This is a genomic window from Weissella minor, assembly GCF_001437425.1.
Taxonomy (GTDB): domain Bacteria; phylum Bacillota; class Bacilli; order Lactobacillales; family Lactobacillaceae; genus Weissella; species Weissella minor.
On record NZ_JQCD01000005.1, the window covers coordinates 1 to 23,702 of the forward strand.

The window sequence follows — 23,702 nt, forward strand, 5'->3', positions numbered from 1 at the left end:
TGGTGACCCTACACATTTGTTTATATCGAAACGATATTCAGTTTTCAATGATCTACATATTTGTTGCCAAGCGGTTGTTACCAACGACTCAACTTGATTAATAATACAGACTCCTCATACGAAAGTCAACAATAAAAATGATTTTTTTGAAAAAAACATTTCAATAAAAAAAGAGAGACAGTAAAAACTGTCTCTCTTGAGCATGATTAGCCTATTTCATCGCATCTAACATCTTAACCATTAACTTTGGATAGATATCGATAAAGTCAAAATAAACTTGTTCAGTACAATATTCATTTGCTTGATGGGCCATCTTAGGAACGCCAGGTCCAAACACTGCCACTGGGAATCCAATTTCTTTATGCAAAAGTAAGCGTGAAGCATCACAACCACCAGGCATAGCAACAATTGGCAAATCAGTAACACCGTGTTCTTCAGCTAAAGTCTTAATTGATTGAATCAAAACAGAATCCTTATCACCTTTAACGGGTACAATATCCATCGTGACTTCAGAAGTGATTTCGCCTTGCGCACTCTCATTAAACAACTCAATATCTTTAGCAATAACGGCTTCCAACTTATCGTTGGCAAATTCAGGCGTTGTACGAATATTGATTTCGGCCTCGGCATTTTCTGGAATGACATTAGGTTGCGTTCCACCTTGAATAACATCCAAGTTAAATAACGTTTGCCCCAAGTCTTCATCAATACTCAATGGTAGTGAGTCTTCAAGACTAGCATAAATCTTATTCCAAACATCAATCAATTGTTGTACAGCATTGATACCAAATTGTGGCATTGAACTATGTGCTGCTTTTCCTTGTGACTTAAGAGTAACATTAAGTTCCCCTTTGCTTGCATAAGCTGCGCGGTAACCAGTGGGTTCACCAACAACTAAAGCAGAAACATCTTCCATGTAACCTTGTGCTTCAAGCTCTTCAGAACCATTCATACCAACTTCTTCACCAGCTGTTGCCAATAGGCGAATTGTTCCGTTCAATTCACTCTCATGTTCTTTAAGTTCAAGCATTGCTAAGACCATTGCTGCCAGACCGCTCTTCATATCTGACGCACCACGGCCATACAAGTTTCCATCTTTTTCAGTTAACTTTAGTGGATCTGTATCCCAATCAGCTGCATTATAATCAACAATATCCATGTGACCAGTAAAACCAATGACTGGCTTTCCTGAACCAATTTCCGCAACCAAATTAGCACGGTCATCCCCGTTTACTGACAAAGGCAATACCGTCGAAGTAATTCCATGTTCATCAAATACTTTTTTCAAGTATTCAGCCACAGGGCGTTCCCCCCCGTTACGACTATCAAAGCTGACTAAATCAGACAAAATTTTAACTTTATCCTCTGCTTGCATGTTCATACCTCCAATACTGAACTTATTAATTTATTATTATTATTATAGCACCAATCGTTGTGGTTTAAATAGCGTTTTCACGCTTGAAAAAATATAAAAAAGCAGGTTCATGTTCAGAACCTGCTTTTTTAATTAATCAGTATATTGATCTAAAATTTTATTTAATTCATCAGCTGGTGTATAACCTGTAATACGATCAACAACTTCACCATTCTTCTTCACTAACAATGTTGGGATTGCTAAAATTCCGATTGATTGTGCGGTTGCCGGATTCTCATCAACGTCCATCTTATAAAAATCAACATCTGAACGAGATTCGGCTACTTGTTCAATAATTGGTGATTGCATCTTACATGGACCACACCAAGTTGCCCAGAAGTCAATCAAAGCAACGCCTTCATCAGTTTTAGCACCAAAATCTGTATCAGTAATATCTACAACTGCCATTTTATCACCTCGTTATTCTATTTACTAAAAATAAGTATACCACATTTTTGATAACATGTTAATTGAACTCTGCGTAAGTTGCGCCTTGATCCGGACCAGTGTAATTAAATGACTTTACACCACGATGTGAACGTAAGTATTCTTGAACCCCTTTACGAATTGCACCGGTTCCTTTTCCATGAATAATTTCAACTGAAGGCAAATTATTTAGCATGGCTTGGTCAATAAAGCGATCTAACTCACCCATTGCAGCATCATAACGCTTACCACGCAAATCAAGTTTAGCCGAAGCGTGCATGCGATTTTGTGCCTGATTCGTTGAAACATTTTCTTTACGCTTTTTAGTCACTTTTTGCTTATTTTGTGTATTTGTTACATTTGCTGGTGCATCCTGCAAAGTTACTTCATCAGCAGACAATACCATTTTCAAAATACCCATTTGAACTTCATATTGATTATTTTTCAACTTGCGTAACACATTTCCCTGTTGTCCATATTCATTAACCAATACAGTATCGCCAGGTTCAATTGTTTCATGCTTAGCTTGCTTCGCCTTCTTTAGAATGCGATTATTGGCAGCAGAAGGCTTTTGCTCCATCGCATTCAGCTCACCTTTAGCATCCATTAACTTATTTTCTTTAACTTGAACACCATCTCGTTGCATTTTTCGCAAATCAGCAATGATGCGATCAGCTTTCTTTTTAGAGTCCGCCACAATATGATTGGCCTCGTTCTTAGCCTGTTCGATTGTCCTTGCTTGCTCAGTTTCTAATTTATCCAACTTTTGATCATATTCATTCTTCAACTTACGGTTCTCAAGAATTTGATTTGATAATTGGACTTGTTGATCTAGAACGGCATTACGACGTTCAACCAAATCAGCAATCATATCATTTAATTCTTGCGAATCTTCATTTGCCATGCCTTCTGCATTATCAACAATATCAGTACGCAATCCAAGACGCTTAGAAATTTCTAACGCATTTGAACGTCCAGGAATTCCCAGCAAGAAACGATATGTTGGCTTTAGCGTGTCAATATCAAATTCCATCGAAGCATTAATTGTGTCTGTTCGATTAAAACCGTAAACCTTTAATTCTGGATAATGTGTGGTTGCTACAGAGAATGCACCTGTTTCACCAACGGCATCCAAAATAGCCATCGCAAGAGCTGCTCCTTCTTGAGGATCTGTTCCAGCACCCAATTCATCAAATAGCACCAATGAATCTTGATCAATGTCATCCAAAATATCAACAATATTTACCATATGCGAACTAAATGTTGAGAGTGACTGTTCAATCGACTGCTCATCCCCAATATCAGCAAATATTTCTTTGAAAATACCAACGGTCGTGTGCTCATTTGTTGGCAAAAACATCCCTGATTGCGCCATCAATTGTAGTAAACCTAATGTCTTTAGGGTAATTGTCTTACCACCAGTGTTAGGTCCCGTAATGATAATCGCCTGATAATCTTCACCAATAATAATGTCATTGGCAACTGCTTTCGTTTGATCAAGTAATGGATGGCGGGCCTGCAATAAGCGAACATGCTTATTATCGCTAACCTCTGGCTCAGTAGCTCGAAGGGCAACCGCATACCGAGCCTTCGCATTAACAAAATCAAGATGGCCTAATACATCCGCATTATTTTGAACATCACTTGCGACAGGTTTGAGCATTGCAGACAAATCTTCTAAAATCTGCGCTTCTTGGTGTCGCTCACGAATAATCAATTCACGTAAACGATTATTCATATCCACAACGTCAGCCGGTTCAACATAAAGAGTTTGTCCAGTTTGTGATTGGTCATGCACAACACCACCAAATTTACTTCGATATTCAGCTTTAACTGGAATCACGTATCGATCATTTCGCATCGTTACAATGGCATCAGATAAATATTGTGCTGACTTACCACGGGTATAATCCTGCATTTTTTGCCTAATTGCATTTTCAGTCGATGAAATACTTTGACGTGTGCGATGTAATTCAGGAGATGCTTCATCAGTAACACGACCATCACCATCAATTGACACATTGATTTTCTTAGTGACATCCGGCATCGTTACCAACTGTTCATAGTAAGGGCGCAATGCCAGCATTGGGTCTTCTCGATCTGTCACTAAATTCTCAAAAAACAAGCGAATTTGACCAGTTGTAAAGAGTACACGTCCAACTTGAGCCAATTCAGTTCCACTCAACGCAGCATCAATGTTTACACGCTTCATATGTTCGGAAACATCTGCTAGCTTTGGAATGGTCAGACCACCTTCCCAGCGCAAAACTTTCGCAGCGTCAGCGGTTTCTGCCAACCAGCGCTTCATCAATGAAGCATCCGCAGTCGGCATCAACTTATCTAGCTCTTTGGCTCCCACCTCGGTCGCTAAATAAGGTTTTAATTGGGCCTTAACGGCACCATATTCAAGGGTATCTAAAATCTTTTTATTCATTGATACCACCTCCATTCGTTTGTGAAATCCATAAGTTATACAACTCGGATGACAGATATGGGGTTTCGTTAATCATCCATTGAATTAAGTTTGAATTGGCAATTTGATTTTGATACCACACAATCGGTAATTCTTTTGTAAAAGTAAACAAGAAAAACAATTCAAGGTAGATCAAAACTAAATAGACTAAGCCACCACCGATTCGATTTAATGTACCCAAAAACGGGATGCGATTAATAAAGCGCACCATCCGCTCAATACGTCGAACAACCATAAAACCAATCATAGTAATTAATCCAAAAGCAATTCCTGAAGACAAAAATTGCACACGGTTGCCAATCATCTCGGAAGTATTTGGATTTGATAACCAACTAATATTCATATTGGAGATTAAATTCTCATATAGCCAACTACCAACAGGATGGCTATATGTTAACGCAATAATAAATACCAAGAATCGTCCACCAAGGCGAATAAAACTGCGTGCAAGTCCATACGTTTGCCCGCGATAAAACGCCAATATTAAAGCCACGATTACAATGATTGTCAAGAAATTCATTATTTATTCCCTGTATCTAGCTTCGCTTGCATATCTAATTGATCAGAAATTGCATTCACCGCTAGTAAAACTAATTGATTTTCAACCGATAAGCTTGGATTAGCTTCTGTTAGATGGGCAAGTTGTTGATTTGCAATTTCAAAAACTGCCTCCATCTGCGCATCATCTTTTGTACTGGTAATCACAACTTCTTGATTACCAATATTTCCTTTAAATCGTTTTTTATTTGCCATGATTTTTCACTCTCTTTTTAAAATAAAAGCACCTAAGACTTTCTTAGGCGCCTTGGGTGCTTCATCAATTTCATACATTTACTGCATGTGATTTTCAATCCATGACCAAACTTCATCTTTACCTGCTTTTGTTTCCGATGAAAACATCTGGAAATCTGACAGGGTTGGATCAAAATCTAGTTCACGTTTGATTACAGCCTCAGCTTTATTCCATTTTCCACGTGCAATCTTATCTGCTTTTGTAGCAACGACTAACACAGGAATTTCAAAGTAAAGAAGCCAGTTATACATGTTTATGTCATCTTCAGAAGGTGCATGTCGTGCATCTACTAGAGCAATAACTCCCTTTAATGCATCCCGTTGTGATAAATAGGTTTCAATCATTTCACCCCATTTTTCACGTTCTGTACGTGAAACTTTAGCATAACCATAACCAGGCACGTCAACAAAATAAACTTGGTCTTCGACACGATAAAAATTCAACGTCTGTGTCTTTCCTGGTTGTGAAGATGTTCGTGCAAAAGCCTTACGATTAATCAACGTATTCGTCAAAGATGATTTTCCCACATTTGAACGACCAACTAAAGCAATTTCTGGCAAACCATCTTGCGGATATTGCGCTGGTCGAACGGCTGAAATTGTTAAATCAACATTATGCACTTCCATTCTTTCACCTACTTCTTTATGATCTGTGGTGCGACGTGATCATTAACTGTATCTGCATCAATAATCACCTCTTTAATATCATCATGTGAAGGTACATCATACATGATGTCTCGCATTGTTTCTTCAATGATTGAACGTAAACCACGAGCCCCCGTTTCACGCTCAATGGCCAAATGAGCCATTGCGCTAAGTGCTTCAGGTGTAAACGTCAATTCAACATCTTCCAAACGCAATAATTCTTGATACTGTTTTACTAATGCATTTTTAGGCTCTGTCAAAATGCGAACTAAGTCATCCTCGCTTAATTCATCTAAAGCTGTCAAAATTGGCAGACGACCAATAAATTCTGGAATCAATCCAAAACTCATTAAATCTTCTGGTAAGACTTGTTGCATAATTGAGCCTTCAGCTTCGTTAAATTTTGCAATTTTTGAATCTGTCCCAAAACCAACGACTTTCGCCCCAACACGTTCTTTCACAATTTGGTCAATGCCTGCGAATGCTCCCCCAACAATAAACAAAATGTTAGTTGTATCAATTTGAATAAATTCTTGGTTAGGGTGCTTACGTCCACCTTGTGGTGGTACATTGGCAATTGTTCCTTCTAGCATTTTAAGCAAGGCTTGCTGCACACCTTCACCAGAGACATCACGTGTGATTGACACATTTTCAGATTTCTTGGCAATCTTATCGATTTCATCGATATAAATAATACCCTTTTCTGCACGTTCTACATCGTAATCCGCTGATTGCAAAAGCTTCAATAAGATGTTTTCAACATCTTCTCCAACATAACCAGCTTCAGTCAAAGTGGTTGCATCAGCAATTGCAAATGGCACATTTAAGATACGTGCCAAACTCTGCGCAATATATGTCTTTCCAGATCCAGTTGGTCCAATCATTGCAATATTTGACTTTTGCAATTCAACTTCGTTATCTGTACCTTCAATTTCATTTGAAAGCATCGCATTTACACGCTTATAATGATTGTAAACGGCAACTGCTAAGGTCTTCTTTGAATCATCTTGACCGATAACGTATTGATTTAAATCTTCCACAATCTTAGCAGGTGCTTTTAGTGTCAATTGCTGATTTTGTGCATCAATTTGCAAATCTTCTTTAAGAACATCTTCAGCTAAATCCACACATTCATTACAGATATAAACGCCTGGTCCAGCAATTAATTTTTTCACTTCGTTGGATGACTTACCACAAAAAGAACAGTAAGCAACCCCATTTGTATCATCGGTAGAATTAAACAACACTTCCACCTCCTATTTTTAGTCTTTAATTTTAATCGTAAATAATATTATAACAGATTTTTCCAAAAAAATTAAGTTATTCCGTATCTATTCCCATAAGAAAAGCGAACATCATCTGATGTTCGCTTTTTTAAGCTTAAATTACTTTTCAACAGCTGAATCAACAATTTCGTCAACAACTGACTTGATTGCGATATCATGGGCAAGCATGTCTTCTGACAATGCGTTGCGAACTGCATCTTCTTCCATACCGTATTGGTCAGCCAAAGACTTAACTTCAGCAGCAATTTCATCAGCACTTGGCTTGATGTCTTCAGCCTTAACGATTGCTTCCAAAACAAGGTTTGTCTTTACACGACGTTCTGCACCTTCAGCATATTGCTTACGCAAATCATCAGCAGATGAGTTTGTGATTTGGAAGTACAAATCAGGTGTGATTCCTTGTTGTTGCATTGAAGCAAAGAATTGGTTCATTTGACGTTCAACATCTTCATTAATCATTGATGCTGGAACATCTCCACCAATTACAGAAGCGTTATCAACAGCCTTGTTGATAGCAGCATCTTCCTTAGCATCGCGTGCAGCTTCAGCCTTTTGTTCAGTCAAGTTTTCCTTGATCTTAGCCTTCAATTCATCCAATGAATCAACGTTTTCGTCAACATCCTTGGCAAATTCATCATCAAGTTCAGGAACTTCCTTTGACTTAACTTCATGAACAGTTACTTCAAACAAAGCATCCTTACCAGCTAAGTCTTCAGCTTGATATTCTTCTGGGAACTTAACGTTAACATCAACCTTATCGTCAGCCTTTGCACCAACAAGTTGTTCTTCGAATCCAGGAATGAATGATCCTGAACCAAGCTCTAGGCTGTAGTTATCAGCTTGTCCACCATCAAAGTGCACACCATCAACTGATCCATCAAAATCAATCACAACAGTATCACCATCCTTGGCTGGTTCTTCAACCAAAACCAATTCAGCTTGATCTTCTTGTTGTTGCTTCAATTGTGCATCAACATCTTCGTCTGACACAGTTACATCTGCAGCTGGTACTTCAAGACCCTTGTAGTCACCCAATTCAATTTCAGGTGCCAATTCAACTTCTGCTGAAATCTTCCAAGGTTGTCCCTTTTCCATTGAATCCAAAGCAATTTGTGGTTGTCCAACCATTTGAATACCTGTTTCTGCAACAGCAGCATCAAATACTTCTGGCAAAACCTTGTTCAAACCTTCGTTGTACAATGATTCTTCACCATACATTTGCATAAAGATTTGCTTTGGCATGTGGCCCTTACGGAAACCAGGTGCTGAAACATCCTTCTTTACATCTTGAAAGGCAAGGTCAATTCCCTTTTCATATACATCAACTGGTACATCAAAGCTCAATGTACCCTTGTTACCATCACCTTTAGTGAAAACTGCATTTGCCATTTTCGTTCCTCCAATTGTCATATTTAACTATCATGACTTTAAATTATCATTACATACCTAACAATTATAACAGAAACACGCTTAAATTCAACGTTTTTCCACAAAGCTCACACCGCTATTGCTTACAAACGCTTCCCTGAAAAACTTGATTGTGGTAATTCATTAAAATCCAATGTTGCCAATGCTTCAGCTTCGTTTACAAATGTCGTCAATGATTCCGTTAACATCAAGTTCGTTTGGTAATCTGTTTCTTCAAACATAACAACTGGTGTACCTAACGCATACGCCATACCTTGTTCAAAAGCAGTACCAGAATCAGCATCGTTATCTCGATAATCTGCAACTGTTACAAGCACATCAGCAGCTTTAACTTGTGTCACATCACGTTTAAAGACTTCCTTAGCCCAAGCCTCTGAGAATTCAGGTGCGTCCGTCTTTTGATTTAACCGTGGTGAATAGAAATCATCAACCGTTGGATTCTTTGCCAAAGCTGTTTCAATCTTCTCAACACGTGCAATTTGTTCATCACTAAAAAATGGTGCCGCCAAATAGATTTGCATATTTTTACCTCACATTATTTCTTGACTATCATTATACATGAAAAAAAGAGTGATACTACTAAAAGTAGTATCACTCTTTTTACTTTAATGGTCAGTAAACTGGCATTAAAGGTTAAACACTATTAGTCCAAGATTTCTGAAACAGTTCCGGCACCAACAGTACGTCCACCTTCACGCACAGTAAACTTCAATCCCTTTTCAAGGGCAACTGGAGCAATCAATTCAACGTCAAATGTAACGTTGTCTCCAGGCATAACCATTTCAACACCTTCAGGCAATTCTACGACACCAGTAACGTCTGTTGTGTGGAAGTAGAATTGTGGACGGTAGTTAGTGAAGAATGGAGTATGACGTCCACCTTCTTCCTTAGTCAAGACATAAACTTCACCCAAGAACTTCTTGTGAGTTTGAATTGAACCAGGCTTAGCCAAAACTTGTCCACGTTCGATTTCTGCACGGTCAACACCACGTAGCAAAGCACCGATGTTATCACCAGCTTCAGCAATGTCCATTGACTTGTGGAACATTTCGATTCCAGTAACAACTGTCTTACGAGCTTCGTCCTTCAAACCAACGATTTCAGCTTCATCGTTCAAGTTGATAGTTCCACGGTCAACACGACCTGAAGCAACAGTTCCACGACCAGTGATTGTGAATACGTCTTCGACAGGCATCAAGAATGGCTTGTCAGTATCACGAACTGGTGTTGGGATGTATGAATCAACAGTGTCCATCAATTCTTCGATAACCTTAACTTGTTCAGCATCACCTTCCAATGCCTTCAAAGCTGATCCATGAAGAACAGGAATATCATCACCAGGGAAATCATATTCTGACAACAATTCACGAACTTCCATTTCAACCAAGTCAACCAATTCTTCATCGTCAACCAAGTCAGTCTTGTTCAAGAACACAACGATGTAGTCAACACCAACTTGACGAGCCAACAAGATGTGCTCACGAGTTTGTGGCATAGGACCATCAGTTGCGGCAACAACCAAGATAGCACCGTCCATTTGGGCAGCACCAGTGATCATGTTCTTAACGTAGTCCGCGTGACCAGGGGCGTCGATGTGGGCATAGTGACGAGCTTCTGTCTCATATTCAATGTGAGCAGTGTTGATCGTGATACCACGTTCACGTTCTTCAGGTGCGGCGTCAATAGCAGCAAAGTCTTCTTGCTTTGCCAATCCCTTGTCTGCCAAAACCTTTGAGATTGCAGCAGTTAATGTTGTCTTACCGTGGTCAACGTGACCAATAGTTCCAATATTAACGTGCGGCTTAGTACGACTGTATTCTTCTTTAGCCAAAAGCTTATCCTCCTAATTTTGCAAGCTAGTCTAAGCGACTAACTAATATTGCTTGCTTTTAAGTATACTACATTCCACAGCGGAATAAAACTACAATCTAAAAAATCATAGATACCCGCGGGAAACTGAAATTATTATATAAAACCTACGCTCGTTTGTAAATATGTTTTGTTAGAAAACTTTATAAAATAATGATTTATTACAAAATTATAATTTTAACAACGCATTTGAGAGACCTTCACGCCAAATTTTTTGTGTCTCAGTTTCTGTTTTATCTGTTTGAAACTCAAAACCAAACATTAACAAAGTTTGTTCCATCCAAGTTTGAACATCCCCAATTGCTTCGTCAAAATTTGGCATTAATAACATCAAACACAAACGGAATTGTTGTTCCAAGACGAGGTATTGGCTTGGATCATTAGCTAATGGTGATTCTGCTAAACGGCCCATCACTTCAATCACGATTGGTTGTTGCTCTAAGGCTTTAATGTCACTCGGTTTAATGTTTATTTTCGTCTCAATCAAGGTCAGCATGTCTACAGGTTCTGCGACTGCTAACTTCATCAATTCATCTAGTACACTCACACGCGTTAATTGATGGGCAAATGGATCAACTAAGATGCCGCGAGCCGAAAAAACGAATTCCTGTAACGGTAATTGTTTGGCCTTTGAAATGGCGCGTGATTGCTGCCCCATTGGGACTTCGCTCAAATGAAAGAAAGCTTTTTGATTCGTTACTAATGCTGTATGTTGATCGTCACGGTAACGATTCTCAGCCTCAATAATCGTTTCCACATATGACAGCTGATTATTAACAGGCAATTGTGCCACAAATTGGCGTGCATCAATAAAATAGTTTGCTCGCACACAAACGTCTACATACAAAGATTGCTGACTTTCTGTCCCTTGTACATAGTCAGCAACAAACTCTTTAATTAGGTCAGTAGCTGCTTGTAACTGCTCATGCTCATAGTAATATTGAACCAACTGCTGGTTTACTTCAAAACTTTGTTCCAGTGTATACGCCTGCTCTAATTGCTCAATTGCTGCTTCAATATTGCCAGTTGCAATATTTTTTTGTGCATCTTCTTGTAATTGCTGATAGTCACTCGCCATCGTCATCGCCCTTTCTCTAGCAAAAACCCACCATCAGATTTAATCCAATAGTGAGTTAAGCTTACACATTATTTGTTTTGGTTTTGGTTTTGGTTTTGGTTTTTCTTTACAGCTTGATTGTTCTTTGAACGGTTTGGTTTGTTTTTAGCTGTATGCTTATTTTCATTTTGCTTATTCGTATTGTTTGCCTTTTTACCGTTCTGGTTCTGGGCTTTGTTATTTTCTTTAGCCTTGTTATTTTTGTTATTGCTTGCACCACGCTTACGACGGCGACCATTTTGATTAGCTTCCATAATGACCGGCAAAATAACTGGCTTACGACGGGTTTGTTCATAAAGGAACTTACCTAACGCATCACGAACTGAATTTTTCAAATTTGACCAATCAAATTCTTTGGTATTTTTAATGCCTTCAGCAACCGTTTGTTCAACTAAATCACTTGCCTCTTGCATCAAGTCTTTTGAAGTCTTCACATAGACAAATCCACGAGAATCTAGTTTTGGCTTAGCAACAACCTTCTTTTTCTTACGATCAATTGTAACCACCGCAATAAAGACACCATCTTCAGATAAAATACGTCGATCGTTTAAGACAATTGAACCAATATCACCAACCCCTGAACCATCAATCATCGTATCATTCACTTGAATTGATCCAGATAGAGTCATCCCGTCCTCATTCAAATTCAAACGATCTCCATTTTCAAGAATGAAAACATGTTCCTCATCATATCCCACTTCAAGTGCAGCAGACTTAGCTGAATTAAGCACACGGTATTCTCCTTGAACTGGTAGAACATATTGTGGCTTTAATAGATTTAGTAATAATTGGAAATCATTACGAGATGCATGTCCCGACGACTTGATGTCAGTTGAAATTTGTTGCACTTTTGCACCAGAACGGAACAATAAGTCACGCGTACGTGCAACATACCCTTCCATTCCAGTTGCTGGTGTTGTCGCAATAAATACCAAGTCACCTTCACCGATTTTAATATTACGGTCATCACCTTGCGCCATGCGTTGTAAGTGACGCACCGGCTCACCCATACGACCAGTTTCTAAAATAACCGTTTCTTCAGGTGCCAATTTGTCTAAATTCTTCAAAGAGACAAACATTTCATTCTCATGCACTGGCAAGTGTAATTTCTTTAGACGTAAAGCTGTCCGAACAACTTTTTCTAAATCATGGCCCGATAAGACAATCTTTCGTCCAACCTTATATGCTGCGTCAATGACCTGTTGAATACGCTGTATGTTTGAGGCAACGGCAGCCACAATAATCCGTTCTTGCTTATTAGCACGGAACGTTTCTAGAATGTAGTCGCCAATTTGTGACTCATGTGCCGAATCGCCAGTATTGGCTGCCCCTGCAGCATCCCCAAGCACTGCCAAAACATTTTTACTCCCAATTGATGCCAATCGAGCCAAGTCAGTCCGATAATAAGGTAGGGCCGTCGTATCGAACTTAAAATCACCTGTGTACACAATTTGTCCATTGGGTGTTTCCAAAACGATTCCTAGAGATTCGGGAATTGTATGTGTTGTTTCAAAAAATGAAACTGTCACATCATTCATAACGACTTCCGTATTACCACGAACCACATGGTAATCATCAAATCCGGCTGACAACGGCTCAGCTTCGATTGAAAGTTTTGCCAACTCAATTGTCAATTCTGATCCAAAAACTGGCACTTGAACTTCACTTAATAAATAAGGTAATGCGCCAATGGCATCAGCATGCCCGTGCGTTAAAAAAACACCGACGATATCATCACTGTGCTCAATTAGATATGAAAAATCTGGAATCACCACATCAACGCCAAGCAAATCACTTTCTGGATACTTCAAACCTGCATCCAAAACATAGATGTCTTTGCCTACCGTTACGGCATACATATTTTTTCCGTTCTCACGGACGCCTCCAAACGGCATAATACTAATATTCGTGCTCATAATTATCCTTTATTCTTTCCGGGAAAAATACATTCCCACTCTGATGTTCTTATGTACTAATATATCATAAATACGACACACCACCAACTCATTAATGTAGAGAACTACAAAAATAAATTGATTTATTCCTTATGTTTTATATCAATATCTTGTATAATGAATCCGGTTATATTTTTCAGTTGTCACACGCTGATAACTAGGATTGGAGTTTGTTGCCTATTATGTCACAACAAGATAAATACTATATAGAAATCCCTGACGATGTCCTTGAACAGATCAATATTAAGCCAAATAGTGAGTTAAATGCTGTCTTTTCTAATGGCCAGTTCACTTTACAGGATGAGTCCGCAGGTAATCACAATGAAAAAGTATCTATTCGTACTTTTTTACTTACTTCTTTAGTCGCTGGTATTTTAGCATTCATTTCCTTCGAGCTACTTCAATTATCTACTGTTCCGCTCCAAGGTGATAATTCAATTTCACAAGCGACCATTTACCTCAGTCTTATATTTGGTGGTATTTCATATTTGATTAACCTCATAAAAGTCCGTCATCAAAAATTAGGTGAGTTAAAATGGCGCCACATTATTACCCTTACATTGGCTATGTCTTTAATCTTATTAGCCACCCTAGCCTTTTTCTTTAAATTCTTTTCAAACGCTTTTATTGGATTACGCTTAGACTTATATACAACTTCAATTCTTGTCGGTTTAATTACCGGTTTAAGTTCTTATACACTCGCTGCTGCTGCACGTGATGTCAGTTTCTCGAGCATTACTTATACATTAATTGCCATGCTATTTGGTGGGATTCTATTCTCAATGCTGACTAATGGTAGCCCAGACTGGTGGCAACATAACTTTAGTTATTTAGGAACGGAACAGGCCAAAAATGCAATTTATTTCAATTTCACTTTGATTTTTTCCGGTTTAATCATGTTAACTTTAGTCGATTATCTTTTTTCAGCCTTAAATGCTAGTTTCAAAAAGAATCGACGTTTATTCTGTTTACGAATTCTATTCTCATTATTGTCAATTACCTTAGCAGGTGTTGGGCTTTTCCCAAATAATCCAGGTTGGACGCACGAAGTTCATGATCAAATTGCGCAATTACTTGTCACTTGGATTCTAATTATGATTGTCGGGATTAAATGGTTCCTACCACAAGCTAGTCATGAATTTATCGTCACATCCTATTCAGTTGGTGGTCTTCTAATTTTGTCTGATATTCTCTTTCAAAAAGTTCACTATCTCTCATTAACAGGATTTGAAGTGACTGCCTGTGGTTTAGTTTTCTTCTGGCTTATCATGCTTTTGTTGCATTTACGTAATATCGCTCTACCCGCCAGCCAGTTTAAAACTAAGGTTGTCAAATCACCAAATTCAGATGTTTAATAATCATTTTTTCATAAATAAAAGCCATAGTCTTATAACTATGGCTTTTATTTATGGACAAATTTATAGACAAAAAAACAGTTCATTCAGCTGAATGAACTGTTTTCATTTAATAACGCTTATTGATTACTTGTTCAACAAAGCTGCAAGACGTGACTTGTCACGTGAAGCCTTGTTCTTAGAAATCAAGCCCTTTGAAGCAGCGCGATCAATAGCTGATGAAGCATTTACAAACAATTCGTTCAAATTGTCGGCTCCAGCTTCAGCACCCTTACGGAACTTCTTAACATCAGTGCGGTATGCACTAAGTTGTTGAACGTTACGCTCGCGTTGTACTTTGTTTAAGCGGGCACGTTGGATTGATGACTCAATAATTGGCATCGCTTTCTCCTCCGATGATATATGTCAAAATGTACGCAGTTAACTTTAAAATTAACGACGCAATCCAAGCTTTTGGATCAATTCACGATAACGTTGAACGTCGTTATTACGTAGGTAACGCAACAAGTTACGACGGTGACCGATCTTCTTCATCAACCCACGTTGTGAGTGATAATCGTGCTTGTGTTCTGACATGTGTTCGTTTAATTCATTAATGTCAGCAGTTAAAACTGCAACTTGAACTTCAACTGAACCAGTATCACCTTCGTGACGTGCGAATTCCTTAATGATTTCATTCTTGCGTTCTGCAGAAATAGCCATAATGGATATCCACCTTTCTTTTTTATAGTCGCCAGATACAACGTAAGACGACGGTGAACCGCCAAACATCGTATGAGGTCGTGTGCATAATGCACTTGATAATAATAGCTAATTCTTTCCGTAAATGCAAGCCTTTTTAGCTATTTATTTCATATTGATACCGCAAAATGAATAATTCAAATAACATTTCCGGACTTTTACTCGTTGTCTTTAACTCTTTTTCCATCTGAACTAAGCCTAAATATGCACTGGCTAATGCCTTATATGAATAACGTCGACTTGTTTTTTTTGCCAACTTTACACGATAAGGATGCACTTTTAAGGCGGTCGCAGTTCCTTGCTCACTCTTTTTAGAAACTTTAACTTGTAACAACAATCTAAATTGTCCCAGCATTGCCCCTAGTAACCGCAAAGGTTCCTCACCTGACAATAATAAATCATGATAGAGTTCTACAGCTTGTCTGAGGTTTTGATGCAACAAATTATCAATTAAATCAAAAACATTCTGGCTTAGGGTCCGAATCACAAGTTCATTGACATCTTGATCACGGATAACTTTCGTTTGTAACGTATACAATTTTAATTTCTGTAATTCATTCATCGCATTCGTGACTGACATATCAGTCAGACGAATTAACGATTGTACTGCTTGTGGTTCAATCTTGTAATCAGCCTGTGCCACATCATTTTGAATCATTTGTTGCAAATCACGTTCTGAAAAATCACCAAAAGAAAGATATGTTGCACGTTCCTTTAGCAATTTTGTGACTTTCTTTCGACCATCTAATTTTTCAAACGGTGCCATGATAACGAGTACAGTTTGGGGTTCTGGGTGTTGAATATAAGTTATTAAATCTTCAACATGATGTTCGATTTTACCTTTAGTGGTTTCACCCGTTAAAAACATTGCTTGTTCAATAAATACCACACGTTTATCCCCAAAAAAAGGCACTGAACGCGCATCATCGATTGCAACACTTAACGGTACTTCACGCATGTCGAATTGTGCTAAATTCAATGTGCGATCTTCTGGTTCAATTAGGTCAATAAAATGTTGACGGACCAAATCTAATAAATATTGATCAGTACCTTGAATGAGATAAATAGGGTCTAATTGTTTTGCATCTACATTTTTTATTAACTCATTTAAACTAATTGCCAAATTTTTGCCCACCTAAACTTAATTTCTACTCCTAATAATCCCATGCCAACTATAAAAAAACAAGTCACCCCACAGCTAATTTCGACCAAAATCACGAATAGTCCGTCCATTGATAATCCGATAACGAATCATCCCCTGCTCAGCAGTTTGATGGAGTTCACTCCCAACTTTATTTATCCTTTCAACAACTTCCAAATGTGGATGCCCAAAACGATTATCACGTCCAGCTGAGGCAATACTCTCTTTTGGACGTAATACTTTCAAAAATGTTGCACTGGAACTTGTTTTTGAACCATGGTGACCTAGCTTCAAAATAGAGACAGGGTTCAAATGAAACTGTTTAATAATTCGCGCTTCACCAGCTTGATCCAAGTCACCAGTTGCCACAACTGATAATTGTCGTAACTGCAAATACAGTGCTACTGAATCTGCATTAGTTCCCTCACCGTCATGATCGGGTGCCAGTATCTGAGCCCCTGTCGTTAATTTTTGATTCGCTTGTACCGTGTTAATCTGATTCACAGCAGATAACTTTTTCAATCTCGGTATTTTCTCCATTCCATTCGGGACAATAATCTTCTTAACCGCATATTGTGCTAGAAATGCTTCCAAATTTCCAATGTGATCAATATCTTTATGCGTTAACACCAAATAATCAATCTTTCTAACCCCTGTGGCCTGTAAATATCTAACAACTGGACGAATACTTTTTCGCGCAATTTGCTCTCTCTGGGCAACCGTTTTATCAAAGGCCAATTTACCACCAACATCGATGACCATATCTTGCCCATTTGGTAATTTAACATAGGTTGCATCCCCTTGACCGACATCAAAGAAAACAATTTGACTACACTGATTCAACTGAATCCACAGAAAGTTACAAGCATAAGTGGTGATTAGTAAAGTTAATAACTTCTTTGTTTGAAATAACAGTACACCCATGGTTAATAGCATTAAAAATGCTAATCCCAAAGCTGGTGGTTGCCCAAATGTCACATTTCCTGGTAACTGTCCTAACCATGCCAAAAAATTTTGCAGAGCTTCAATTAAAACATTCGAAAAAATATAGATAACTGATATATTTATAATTTTAGCCATAATCCCCAAGATAACAATCGGTACCACCATGTAAGAAAAAATGGGCAGGATCAGTAAATTGGCCAATAAACTAATTGGATGCCACGTGTAGCCATACCAAAGCAAAAATGGCAAAATCGTGAAGTTTAATCCGATACTGATTTGCCACCATTTAAAGCTCATCATCCACAATAATGCAAAGCTTAATGCGAATGTTAATTGTCCCCCTAATTGACCCAATAATCCCGGATCGCATACCAAACAAAGAACGGTTGTCACGCCCCATAAATCATAACGATTCAACGTATATCCCGACAATATAAGTGAATTTTGACAAACTGGTGTCAAAATAGATCGAATTAAACTCCTTGCCTCACTCGCAAAAGCCCAAAATAGGACTAAAATTCCTTGTAAAACAAGTAACCTAGTTTCTTTTAACAAATGTAGAGGCCGAGATATCACTGTCGTTATTCGACAAAGTAACTGTACTTGAAAACCGGAAATACTAAACAAATGAATCAAGCCAATTTCTTGTAATCCCATATTATCTTCATAAAAGTTCGGTCGTATGTAACCCAACAATAAGCTTTCACCATAATCACGTAACCCAGCGGGCAACTTTTCAAACCATCGCACACATTTTAAATGAGCTGTTCTTATGAGGTTACCAATGTCTAAAAAATCGTGTCTAACCCTTATAATTGACGTGACTGCTGAAGCTTGATACGAACACACAATGCCTTTGGCATACATGGCATCTTTAAAATTCAAATCATACCGGTTACTGGGTGCCTCAAACAATTTTTTCTTAAAGCTCCCTTTCATCTCAATTAAACTGTCATGTGTTTCTATCAATTTTCTCTGTTCTTCATTCAATTGTTCTACAAAAAATTGTACTTTATAATTTCCGCTTTCTGTCCTTCCAACGCCATTTAAAGTTTTACCACTTAAATTACATGCATCCAAATGTACATTTAACTTATGTTGCACACTTACACCTTGATCTAAAGGTGCCCTGATACAATGCTGATAAATCATCCAATATCCAAAGAGACTGACACTCATAATCACAATCACGGTCAAATACTGTCGATAAAACTTGACTAACAATACTAAAAAGTAAATCGTCACACACCAGGCCCAATTTTGGCCTTCATAAATTGCCAAATTCATACTAATACTCAATAAACCAACATAAAAAAGCAAGCCAATCTTCATTCAAAATAATCTTTCAACTTTAAAATTGTCTTTTCGCCAAAACCGGCGACATTTTTCAAATCATCGACATTTCGGAATCCATCATTTTTCTCACGATAGTCAATGATATCAGCAGCTCGCTTTGGTCCAATTCCAGGTAAAGTTTGTAATTCTTCTAATGTCACGTCATTTAAACAATATTTTGCAGCGCTATCTGCTTGTTTGTCAGTCGTACTCATCGACGAATTTTTCTTTGGCAATGTTTCTCCTTGTGCTGGAATATAAATCATCTGTCCGTCATTTAACTTTTGAGCCAAATTTACCTGCTGCGTATCGGCTTTACTTGTGAGGCCTCCTGCCTTTTGAATTGCAGCATGTACAAGCACGCCTGTTTTGAATGTATAAACACCAGGACGTTTAATCGCTCCTTTCACATCAACATGAATCTGATTAGATGACTGAGTTAATTGCGACTGCTTAACCGCTGTTGCAGGTTGGCTAACAGCTTCTGAATTTAATGGTACTCCCTTGTCCTCGAATGCTTGCGATGTTTTAGAATGACAAAATTGAAACACGATCAATATCATTAACCCACCCATCACAAGCAACTTATAATCAAGATATTTCTTTGTATAGTCAATAAGTTGCTGCCATATCGTTTGCATTGGTTTAAGTCTCCTTTATCTACCAATAAAGAGCAGCTATTACTGATAATTTACAAAAAAAAAGTGCCAAATTGGCACTTCTTTTTAAAGTTGTTCATCATTTAAGATTGTATTCATGACTTCTTCGACCATATCGAATTCTTCATCAGTGTCAATCGGTGTCAATACACCTTCTTCATCATCTTTGTCAAAACTGTATGGTAAGACTGGTACATCCTCCCCAGCTTCAGATTCCGCGGGTACTAATACAATATATGACTTACCAAAATCATCAGAATCAAATGAAAACAATTCAACGAAAGCTTTTTCATTTCCATCATCATCAATTAACATGTAGACTTCTTGATTATCCATCGGTTGATCCTTTCTAAAGCGAAAAAAGTAGCTGCCACAGCGACAACTACTTTTTTAGTTATTCTTCTTCTTCCAAATCATCAATAAATTGATTCAATTTTGATTCAACCATTGCTAATTCAGCATCATCTTCAATTTGATCAACGGTACCTTCAGTACTGTTTTCATTTTGCTCAGGATGGAAAATGAATGGGTACATATCAACTTCTTGTTCAAAGTCAGCACCAGCTGGATAAACGATGATATAGTCTTTAGCATATTCATCACTATGGAAAGTGAATAATACCTCAAATAACTCTTCATCACCTTGTTCATTAATTAGTGCAATTACATCTTGTTCGTCATCCATAATCAGATAACCTCCTTTACTGTACTAATGGACCTTTTCGGTCTAAATAATTTTGTAAAATTAAAGCAGCTGCCAATTTATCAATCACTTTTTTACGCTTACGTCTTGACGTATCAGCTTCCTCAATTAACATACGTTCTGCTTCAACCGTTGTCAAGCGTTCATCTTGAAAATCTACTGGTAAATTAAATGTCTCTTTCAATAATTCACCATATGCTTCTGCCGCGTCAACACGAGGACCTGAGGTATTGTTCATATTTTTAGGCAAGCCTAAAACAAAACCAGTTGGTTGATATTCTGCAACTAATTCTTTCATACGTTCAATGCCAAATTCTTCATTATCCTCGTCAATTGGGATAATTTCAACGCCTTGCGCCGTCCAACCTAAGATATCAGAAACCGCAATCCCGACTGTTTTTGATCCAACGTCTAATCCTAAAAGTCTACCCATTTATTTCCCCAAGTAATATTTTACTAATGCTTCAATAATCTCATCACGTTCAAATTTACGGATCAAGTTACGTGCATCGTTTACACGTGGAATGTAGGCAGGGTCATTTGAAATTAAATAGCCAACAATTTGATTAATTGGGTTATAACCTTTTTCTTCAAGTGCCGCATAAACTGTTTCTAACATCTTACGCACATCATGATCTTCGTTAAAATTCAAATTAAATAAAGTTGTGTGTTCTGTACTCATTATAAACTCCCTTCATCGTCTATACGATGTATCGCTTATGATTGATCTTTCAACCATGTTTGAGCTTGTTCAAAAGCATCTTGAATCCCAGCAGGGTTCTTACCACCAGCTTGAGCCATGTCTGGACGACCACCTCCGCCACCACCAACAGCAGGTGCAATTGTCTTAATCAAATCACCGGCCTTAATACCAGCTTTAATTGCTTCAGGACTAACTGCTACCAACAAATTAACTTTTTCGCCTAGGTTAGCAGCCAAAACTAATACATCAGATGGCATTGATTGCTTCCAAGTATCAGCCGCGGTACGCAATCCATCCATAGATTCAACTTCTAATTCAGTTGTTACTAATGAATAGTTACCCGCTGTTTTCACATCAGAGAATGCTGATGCGGCACTTTGGCTAGCTAGTTTTTGTTCTAAGGCATTTGCTTGACGCTCAGCATCCTTTAAGTTTGCTTGCAAGGCATCAATTTTATCATTTAATTGACTCAGTTGTGGTGCCTTAACCTGCTTTGCAGCCTGATTTAGCAAAGCATCATGTTGCTTGAACAAAGCCATGGCACCTTCGCCGGTTACCGCTTCAATACGACGGACACCAGCACCAATTCCTTGTTCACCAACAATTTTAAACATACCTAATTCTACGGTAGAATCTGCATGTGTACCACCATCAAATTCAGCATTGAAATCGCCAATTGAAACAACACGGACTTTTTCACCATACTTTTCAGAAAATTCCGCTACGGCTCCCATCTTTTCAGCAGTCGCCTTATCAGTTTCAATCCAAGAAACCGGTAGATTTTCAATAATTTTAGCGTTAATTAAATCTTCAATTTCTTGTAACTTTTCAACAGGTACAGCTTCATTATAGCTAAAGTCATAACGTAAGTCATTAGCGGTTACTAATGAACCGGCTTGTGTTGAACGATTACCTAAAATATTACGAATGGCTTGGTCCAGCATATGGGTCGCAGTATGATTTTTTGATACAGCTGTGTGATATGCAGTGTCCACAATCAAATCATACTTGGCATCTTTTTGAAGTGGTTTAAGCACTTCAACCGTGTGCAAATGTTGCCCATTTGGTCCCTTTTGAACATCCAGCACATTCGCAACAACATCGCCAGCTTGATTAACAATTGTTCCATGATCAGCGACTTGACCACCCATTTCTGCATAGAAAGGTGTTTGGTCAAAGACCAAAGTTGCTTGTCCAGCATCCGCAGACTCCACTAATGCATCATCTACAATAATTGCTGAAAGGTTTGCATTTGCAACCGTTAGGTCAGTCCAACCAACGTACTTTGAGTCAACTGTTAAATCAGTCAAAGTACTGTCTTGAATTCCCATTGAAGTCTGCTTACCACGAGCGGCACGAGCACGATCTTGTTGTGCCTTCATCGCCGTTTCAAAACCTGCTTCATCGACCTTCAAACCTTTATCTTCAGCTTCTTCGATTGTAATTTCAAGCGGGAAACCATAAGTATCATAAAGTTTGAAGGCAACATCACCGGTGATAACACCATCTGCTTGTTTAACATCGGCCATCACATCTTCAAGCAGCTGTAACCCATCGGTTAGGGTTTTGTTAAAACGATTCTCTTCTGTCTCAACAATTGAAGCAATGTAATCAGCATTTTCCAATACTTCTGGATAATAAGACGCCATAATCTCACCAACAATTGGCACCAAATCCTTTAAGAAAACATGATTAATTCCTAAACGACGGCCATGCACAACTGCTCGACGAAGCAAACGTCGAATGATGTAACCACGTCCTTCATTTGAAGGTAATGCGCCGTCCCCAATTGCAAAAGTCACAGCACGTGCGTGGTCAGCAATCACCTTAAATGAAACGTCAGTCTCTGGATCGTCGCCATACTTCTTACCATCACTCATGGCTTCAATGCGGTGGATAATTGGTAAGAACAAATCAGTTTCAAAGTTAGTATCCGCATGTTGGAAAACTGAAACCAAACGTTCTAATCCCATCCCCGTATCAATGTTTTTATGTGGTAATTCAGGGTAATCTTTATTGTTAGTTAAACCAGGTAAGTGATTGAATTGTGAGAAAACAATGTTCCAAATTTCAAGATAACGATCATTCTCACCACCTGGGTAATTTTCATCTGCATCTTCACTATTGTATTTTGGTCCACGATCAAAGAAAATTTCAGTATCTGGTCCTGATGGTCCTTCACCAATATCCCAAAAATTATCTGGTTCATCGTAAACGTGGTCCTTTGGCAAACCAACAACATCTAACCAAAGTTGCTTTGTTTGGGTGTCATCTGGATAAACCGTGACATATAACTTTTCAGGGTCCAAAGCATACCAATCAGGGCTAGTTAATAGTTCCCAGGCCCATGGAATAACTTCATCTTTAAAGTAATCACCAATTGAGAAATTCCCCATCATTTCAAATAATGTATGGTGACGTGCCGTATGCCCAACATTCTCAATGTCATTCGTACGAATTGCTTTTTGTGCATTGGTAATACGTCGATTTTCTGGCGTTACACTACCGTCAAAATACTTTTTTAATGTCGCAACACCGGAATTAATCCAAAGCAAACTGGGATCATCCTTTGGAATTAATGATTGTGACGGTTCAATTGCATGCCCTTTTGATTCAAAAAAGCGTAAAAACATATCTCTTGTTTCAGCTGATGATAATTCTTTCATCTTATGTGCCTTCTTCCATTTAATATTCATTAAAAAAAACAGAGAAACA

At 38.2% G+C, this 23,702-nt stretch carries 23 protein-coding genes; 1 reads left to right on the plus strand and 22 read right to left on the minus strand.

Annotated elements, in window-relative coordinates:
* Positions 1–211 precede the first annotated feature (211 nt).
* The 12 genes from IV67_RS00335 to IV67_RS00390 form a co-directional block, all read right to left on the minus strand.
* Positions 212–1,375, minus strand: coding sequence for an ArgE/DapE family deacylase (locus IV67_RS00335; protein ID WP_057786001.1), 1,164 nt, complete (start codon positions 1,373–1,375; stop codon positions 212–214).
* 132 nt (positions 1,376–1,507) lie between these two features.
* Complete coding sequence (gene trxA, locus IV67_RS00340) at positions 1,508–1,822, minus strand: thioredoxin (protein ID WP_057786003.1); 315 nt, start codon at positions 1,820–1,822, stop codon at positions 1,508–1,510.
* Positions 1,823–1,880: 58 nt separating this feature from the next.
* A complete protein-coding gene (locus tag IV67_RS00345; RefSeq protein WP_057786005.1) occupies positions 1,881–4,274 on the minus strand; it encodes an endonuclease MutS2 in 2,394 nt (797 codons plus the stop codon).
* A complete protein-coding gene (locus IV67_RS00350; RefSeq protein ID WP_057786006.1) occupies positions 4,267–4,833 on the minus strand; it encodes a CvpA family protein in 567 nt (188 codons plus the stop codon). Before IV67_RS00350 ends, IV67_RS00345 begins: the two co-directional genes overlap by 8 nt.
* Complete coding sequence (locus IV67_RS00355; RefSeq protein WP_057786009.1) at positions 4,833–5,066, minus strand: cell division protein ZapA; 234 nt, start codon at positions 5,064–5,066, stop codon at positions 4,833–4,835. The genes IV67_RS00350 and IV67_RS00355 overlap by 1 nt, the downstream gene beginning before the upstream one ends.
* Positions 5,067–5,144: 78 nt before the next feature.
* Positions 5,145–5,732 (minus strand): ribosome biogenesis GTP-binding protein YihA/YsxC, encoded by a 588-nt coding sequence (gene yihA, locus IV67_RS00360; RefSeq protein ID WP_057786011.1) that lies wholly within the window; start codon positions 5,730–5,732, stop codon positions 5,145–5,147.
* Positions 5,733–5,740: 8 nt separating this feature from the next.
* Positions 5,741–6,994, minus strand: coding sequence for an ATP-dependent Clp protease ATP-binding subunit ClpX (gene clpX / locus IV67_RS00365; protein WP_057786052.1), 1,254 nt, complete (start codon positions 6,992–6,994; stop codon positions 5,741–5,743).
* A gap of 141 nt (positions 6,995–7,135) precedes the next feature.
* Positions 7,136–8,425, minus strand: a complete 1,290-nt coding sequence (gene tig, locus IV67_RS00370; protein WP_057786013.1) for a trigger factor — start codon at positions 8,423–8,425, stop codon at positions 7,136–7,138.
* A gap of 122 nt (positions 8,426–8,547) precedes the next feature.
* Positions 8,548–8,985, minus strand: a complete 438-nt coding sequence (locus IV67_RS00375; RefSeq protein WP_057786015.1) for a nucleoside 2-deoxyribosyltransferase — start codon at positions 8,983–8,985, stop codon at positions 8,548–8,550.
* Between the two features lie 122 nt (positions 8,986–9,107).
* On the minus strand, positions 9,108–10,295 hold the full coding sequence (gene tuf / locus IV67_RS00380) for an elongation factor Tu (protein ID WP_057786017.1): 1,188 nt from the start codon (positions 10,293–10,295) through the stop codon (positions 9,108–9,110).
* 207 nt (positions 10,296–10,502) lie between these two features.
* Complete coding sequence (locus tag IV67_RS00385) at positions 10,503–11,417, minus strand: hypothetical protein (RefSeq protein ID WP_057786019.1); 915 nt, start codon at positions 11,415–11,417, stop codon at positions 10,503–10,505.
* Between the two features lie 62 nt (positions 11,418–11,479).
* Complete coding sequence (locus tag IV67_RS00390) at positions 11,480–13,366, minus strand: ribonuclease J (RefSeq protein ID WP_057786021.1); 1,887 nt, start codon at positions 13,364–13,366, stop codon at positions 11,480–11,482.
* A gap of 221 nt (positions 13,367–13,587) precedes the next feature.
* On the opposite strand from IV67_RS00390, the gene IV67_RS00395 reads away from it, so the two are divergent.
* Positions 13,588–14,760 (plus strand): DUF998 domain-containing protein, encoded by a 1,173-nt coding sequence (locus IV67_RS00395; RefSeq protein WP_057786023.1) that lies wholly within the window; start codon positions 13,588–13,590, stop codon positions 14,758–14,760.
* Positions 14,761–14,886: 126 nt separating this feature from the next.
* Here IV67_RS00395 and rpsT read toward each other — a convergent pair whose 3' ends face one another.
* From rpsT to alaS, 10 genes are all read right to left on the minus strand, one after another.
* Positions 14,887–15,141, minus strand: a complete 255-nt coding sequence (gene rpsT / locus IV67_RS00400; protein ID WP_057786025.1) for a 30S ribosomal protein S20 — start codon at positions 15,139–15,141, stop codon at positions 14,887–14,889.
* A gap of 51 nt (positions 15,142–15,192) precedes the next feature.
* Positions 15,193–15,462 (minus strand): 30S ribosomal protein S15, encoded by a 270-nt coding sequence (gene rpsO, locus IV67_RS00405; protein ID WP_057747200.1) that lies wholly within the window; start codon positions 15,460–15,462, stop codon positions 15,193–15,195.
* A 136-nt stretch (positions 15,463–15,598) separates the two neighbouring features.
* Positions 15,599–16,624: a DNA polymerase III subunit delta gene (gene holA / locus IV67_RS00410; protein WP_057786027.1), complete on the minus strand. Its 1,026-nt coding sequence runs from the start codon at positions 16,622–16,624 to the stop codon at positions 15,599–15,601.
* A gap of 75 nt (positions 16,625–16,699) precedes the next feature.
* Positions 16,700–18,919: a DNA internalization-related competence protein ComEC/Rec2 gene (locus IV67_RS00415; protein WP_057786028.1), complete on the minus strand. Its 2,220-nt coding sequence runs from the start codon at positions 18,917–18,919 to the stop codon at positions 16,700–16,702.
* On the minus strand, positions 18,916–19,563 hold the full coding sequence (locus IV67_RS00420; RefSeq protein ID WP_057786030.1) for a helix-hairpin-helix domain-containing protein: 648 nt from the start codon (positions 19,561–19,563) through the stop codon (positions 18,916–18,918). The genes IV67_RS00415 and IV67_RS00420 overlap by 4 nt, the downstream gene beginning before the upstream one ends.
* An 84-nt stretch (positions 19,564–19,647) precedes the next feature.
* A complete protein-coding gene (locus IV67_RS00425) occupies positions 19,648–19,917 on the minus strand; it encodes a DUF1292 domain-containing protein (RefSeq protein WP_057786032.1) in 270 nt (89 codons plus the stop codon).
* A gap of 58 nt (positions 19,918–19,975) precedes the next feature.
* Positions 19,976–20,266, minus strand: a complete 291-nt coding sequence (locus IV67_RS00430; protein ID WP_057786034.1) for a DUF1292 domain-containing protein — start codon at positions 20,264–20,266, stop codon at positions 19,976–19,978.
* Between the two features lie 16 nt (positions 20,267–20,282).
* Positions 20,283–20,717, minus strand: a complete 435-nt coding sequence (gene ruvX / locus IV67_RS00435; protein WP_057786036.1) for a Holliday junction resolvase RuvX — start codon at positions 20,715–20,717, stop codon at positions 20,283–20,285.
* A complete protein-coding gene (locus IV67_RS00440) occupies positions 20,718–20,969 on the minus strand; it encodes an IreB family regulatory phosphoprotein (protein WP_057786038.1) in 252 nt (83 codons plus the stop codon). It lies immediately after the preceding gene.
* Between the two features lie 32 nt (positions 20,970–21,001).
* Positions 21,002–23,653, minus strand: coding sequence for an alanine--tRNA ligase (gene alaS / locus IV67_RS00445; protein WP_057786040.1), 2,652 nt, complete (start codon positions 23,651–23,653; stop codon positions 21,002–21,004).
* Positions 23,654–23,702 lie beyond the last annotated feature (49 nt).

Excerpts from the sequence above, each read along its gene's own strand:
- IV67_RS00335 (WP_057786001.1), bottom strand. The coding sequence starts at position 1,375 with ATGCAAGCAGAGGATAAAGTTAAAATTTTGTCTGATTTAGTCAGCTTT.
- trxA (WP_057786003.1), bottom strand. The coding sequence starts at position 1,822 with ATGGCAGTTGTAGATATTACTGATACAGATTTTGGTGCTAAAACTGAT.
- IV67_RS00345 (WP_057786005.1), bottom strand. The coding sequence starts at position 4,274 with ATGAATAAAAAGATTTTAGATACCCTTGAATATGGTGCCGTTAAGGCC.
- IV67_RS00350 (WP_057786006.1), bottom strand. The coding sequence starts at position 4,833 with ATGAATTTCTTGACAATCATTGTAATCGTGGCTTTAATATTGGCGTTT.
- IV67_RS00355 (WP_057786009.1), bottom strand. The coding sequence starts at position 5,066 with ATGGCAAATAAAAAACGATTTAAAGGAAATATTGGTAATCAAGAAGTT.
- yihA (WP_057786011.1), bottom strand. The coding sequence starts at position 5,732 with ATGGAAGTGCATAATGTTGATTTAACAATTTCAGCCGTTCGACCAGCG.
- tig (WP_057786013.1), bottom strand. The coding sequence starts at position 8,425 with ATGGCAAATGCAGTTTTCACTAAAGGTGATGGTAACAAGGGTACATTG.
- IV67_RS00375 (WP_057786015.1), bottom strand. The coding sequence starts at position 8,985 with ATGCAAATCTATTTGGCGGCACCATTTTTTAGTGATGAACAAATTGCA.
- IV67_RS00385 (WP_057786019.1), bottom strand. The coding sequence starts at position 11,417 with ATGACGATGGCGAGTGACTATCAGCAATTACAAGAAGATGCACAAAAA.
- IV67_RS00390 (WP_057786021.1), bottom strand. The coding sequence starts at position 13,366 with ATGAGCACGAATATTAGTATTATGCCGTTTGGAGGCGTCCGTGAGAAC.
- IV67_RS00395 (WP_057786023.1), top strand. The coding sequence starts at position 13,588 with ATGTCACAACAAGATAAATACTATATAGAAATCCCTGACGATGTCCTT.
- rpsT (WP_057786025.1), bottom strand. The coding sequence starts at position 15,141 with ATGCCAATTATTGAGTCATCAATCCAACGTGCCCGCTTAAACAAAGTA.
- rpsO (WP_057747200.1), bottom strand. The coding sequence starts at position 15,462 with ATGGCTATTTCTGCAGAACGCAAGAATGAAATCATTAAGGAATTCGCA.
- IV67_RS00415 (WP_057786028.1), bottom strand. The coding sequence starts at position 18,919 with ATGAAGATTGGCTTGCTTTTTTATGTTGGTTTATTGAGTATTAGTATG.
- IV67_RS00420 (WP_057786030.1), bottom strand. The coding sequence starts at position 19,563 with ATGCAAACGATATGGCAGCAACTTATTGACTATACAAAGAAATATCTT.
- IV67_RS00425 (WP_057786032.1), bottom strand. The coding sequence starts at position 19,917 with ATGGATAATCAAGAAGTCTACATGTTAATTGATGATGATGGAAATGAA.
- IV67_RS00430 (WP_057786034.1), bottom strand. The coding sequence starts at position 20,266 with ATGGATGACGAACAAGATGTAATTGCACTAATTAATGAACAAGGTGAT.
- ruvX (WP_057786036.1), bottom strand. The coding sequence starts at position 20,717 with ATGGGTAGACTTTTAGGATTAGACGTTGGATCAAAAACAGTCGGGATT.
- alaS (WP_057786040.1), bottom strand. The coding sequence starts at position 23,653 with ATGAAAGAATTATCATCAGCTGAAACAAGAGATATGTTTTTACGCTTT.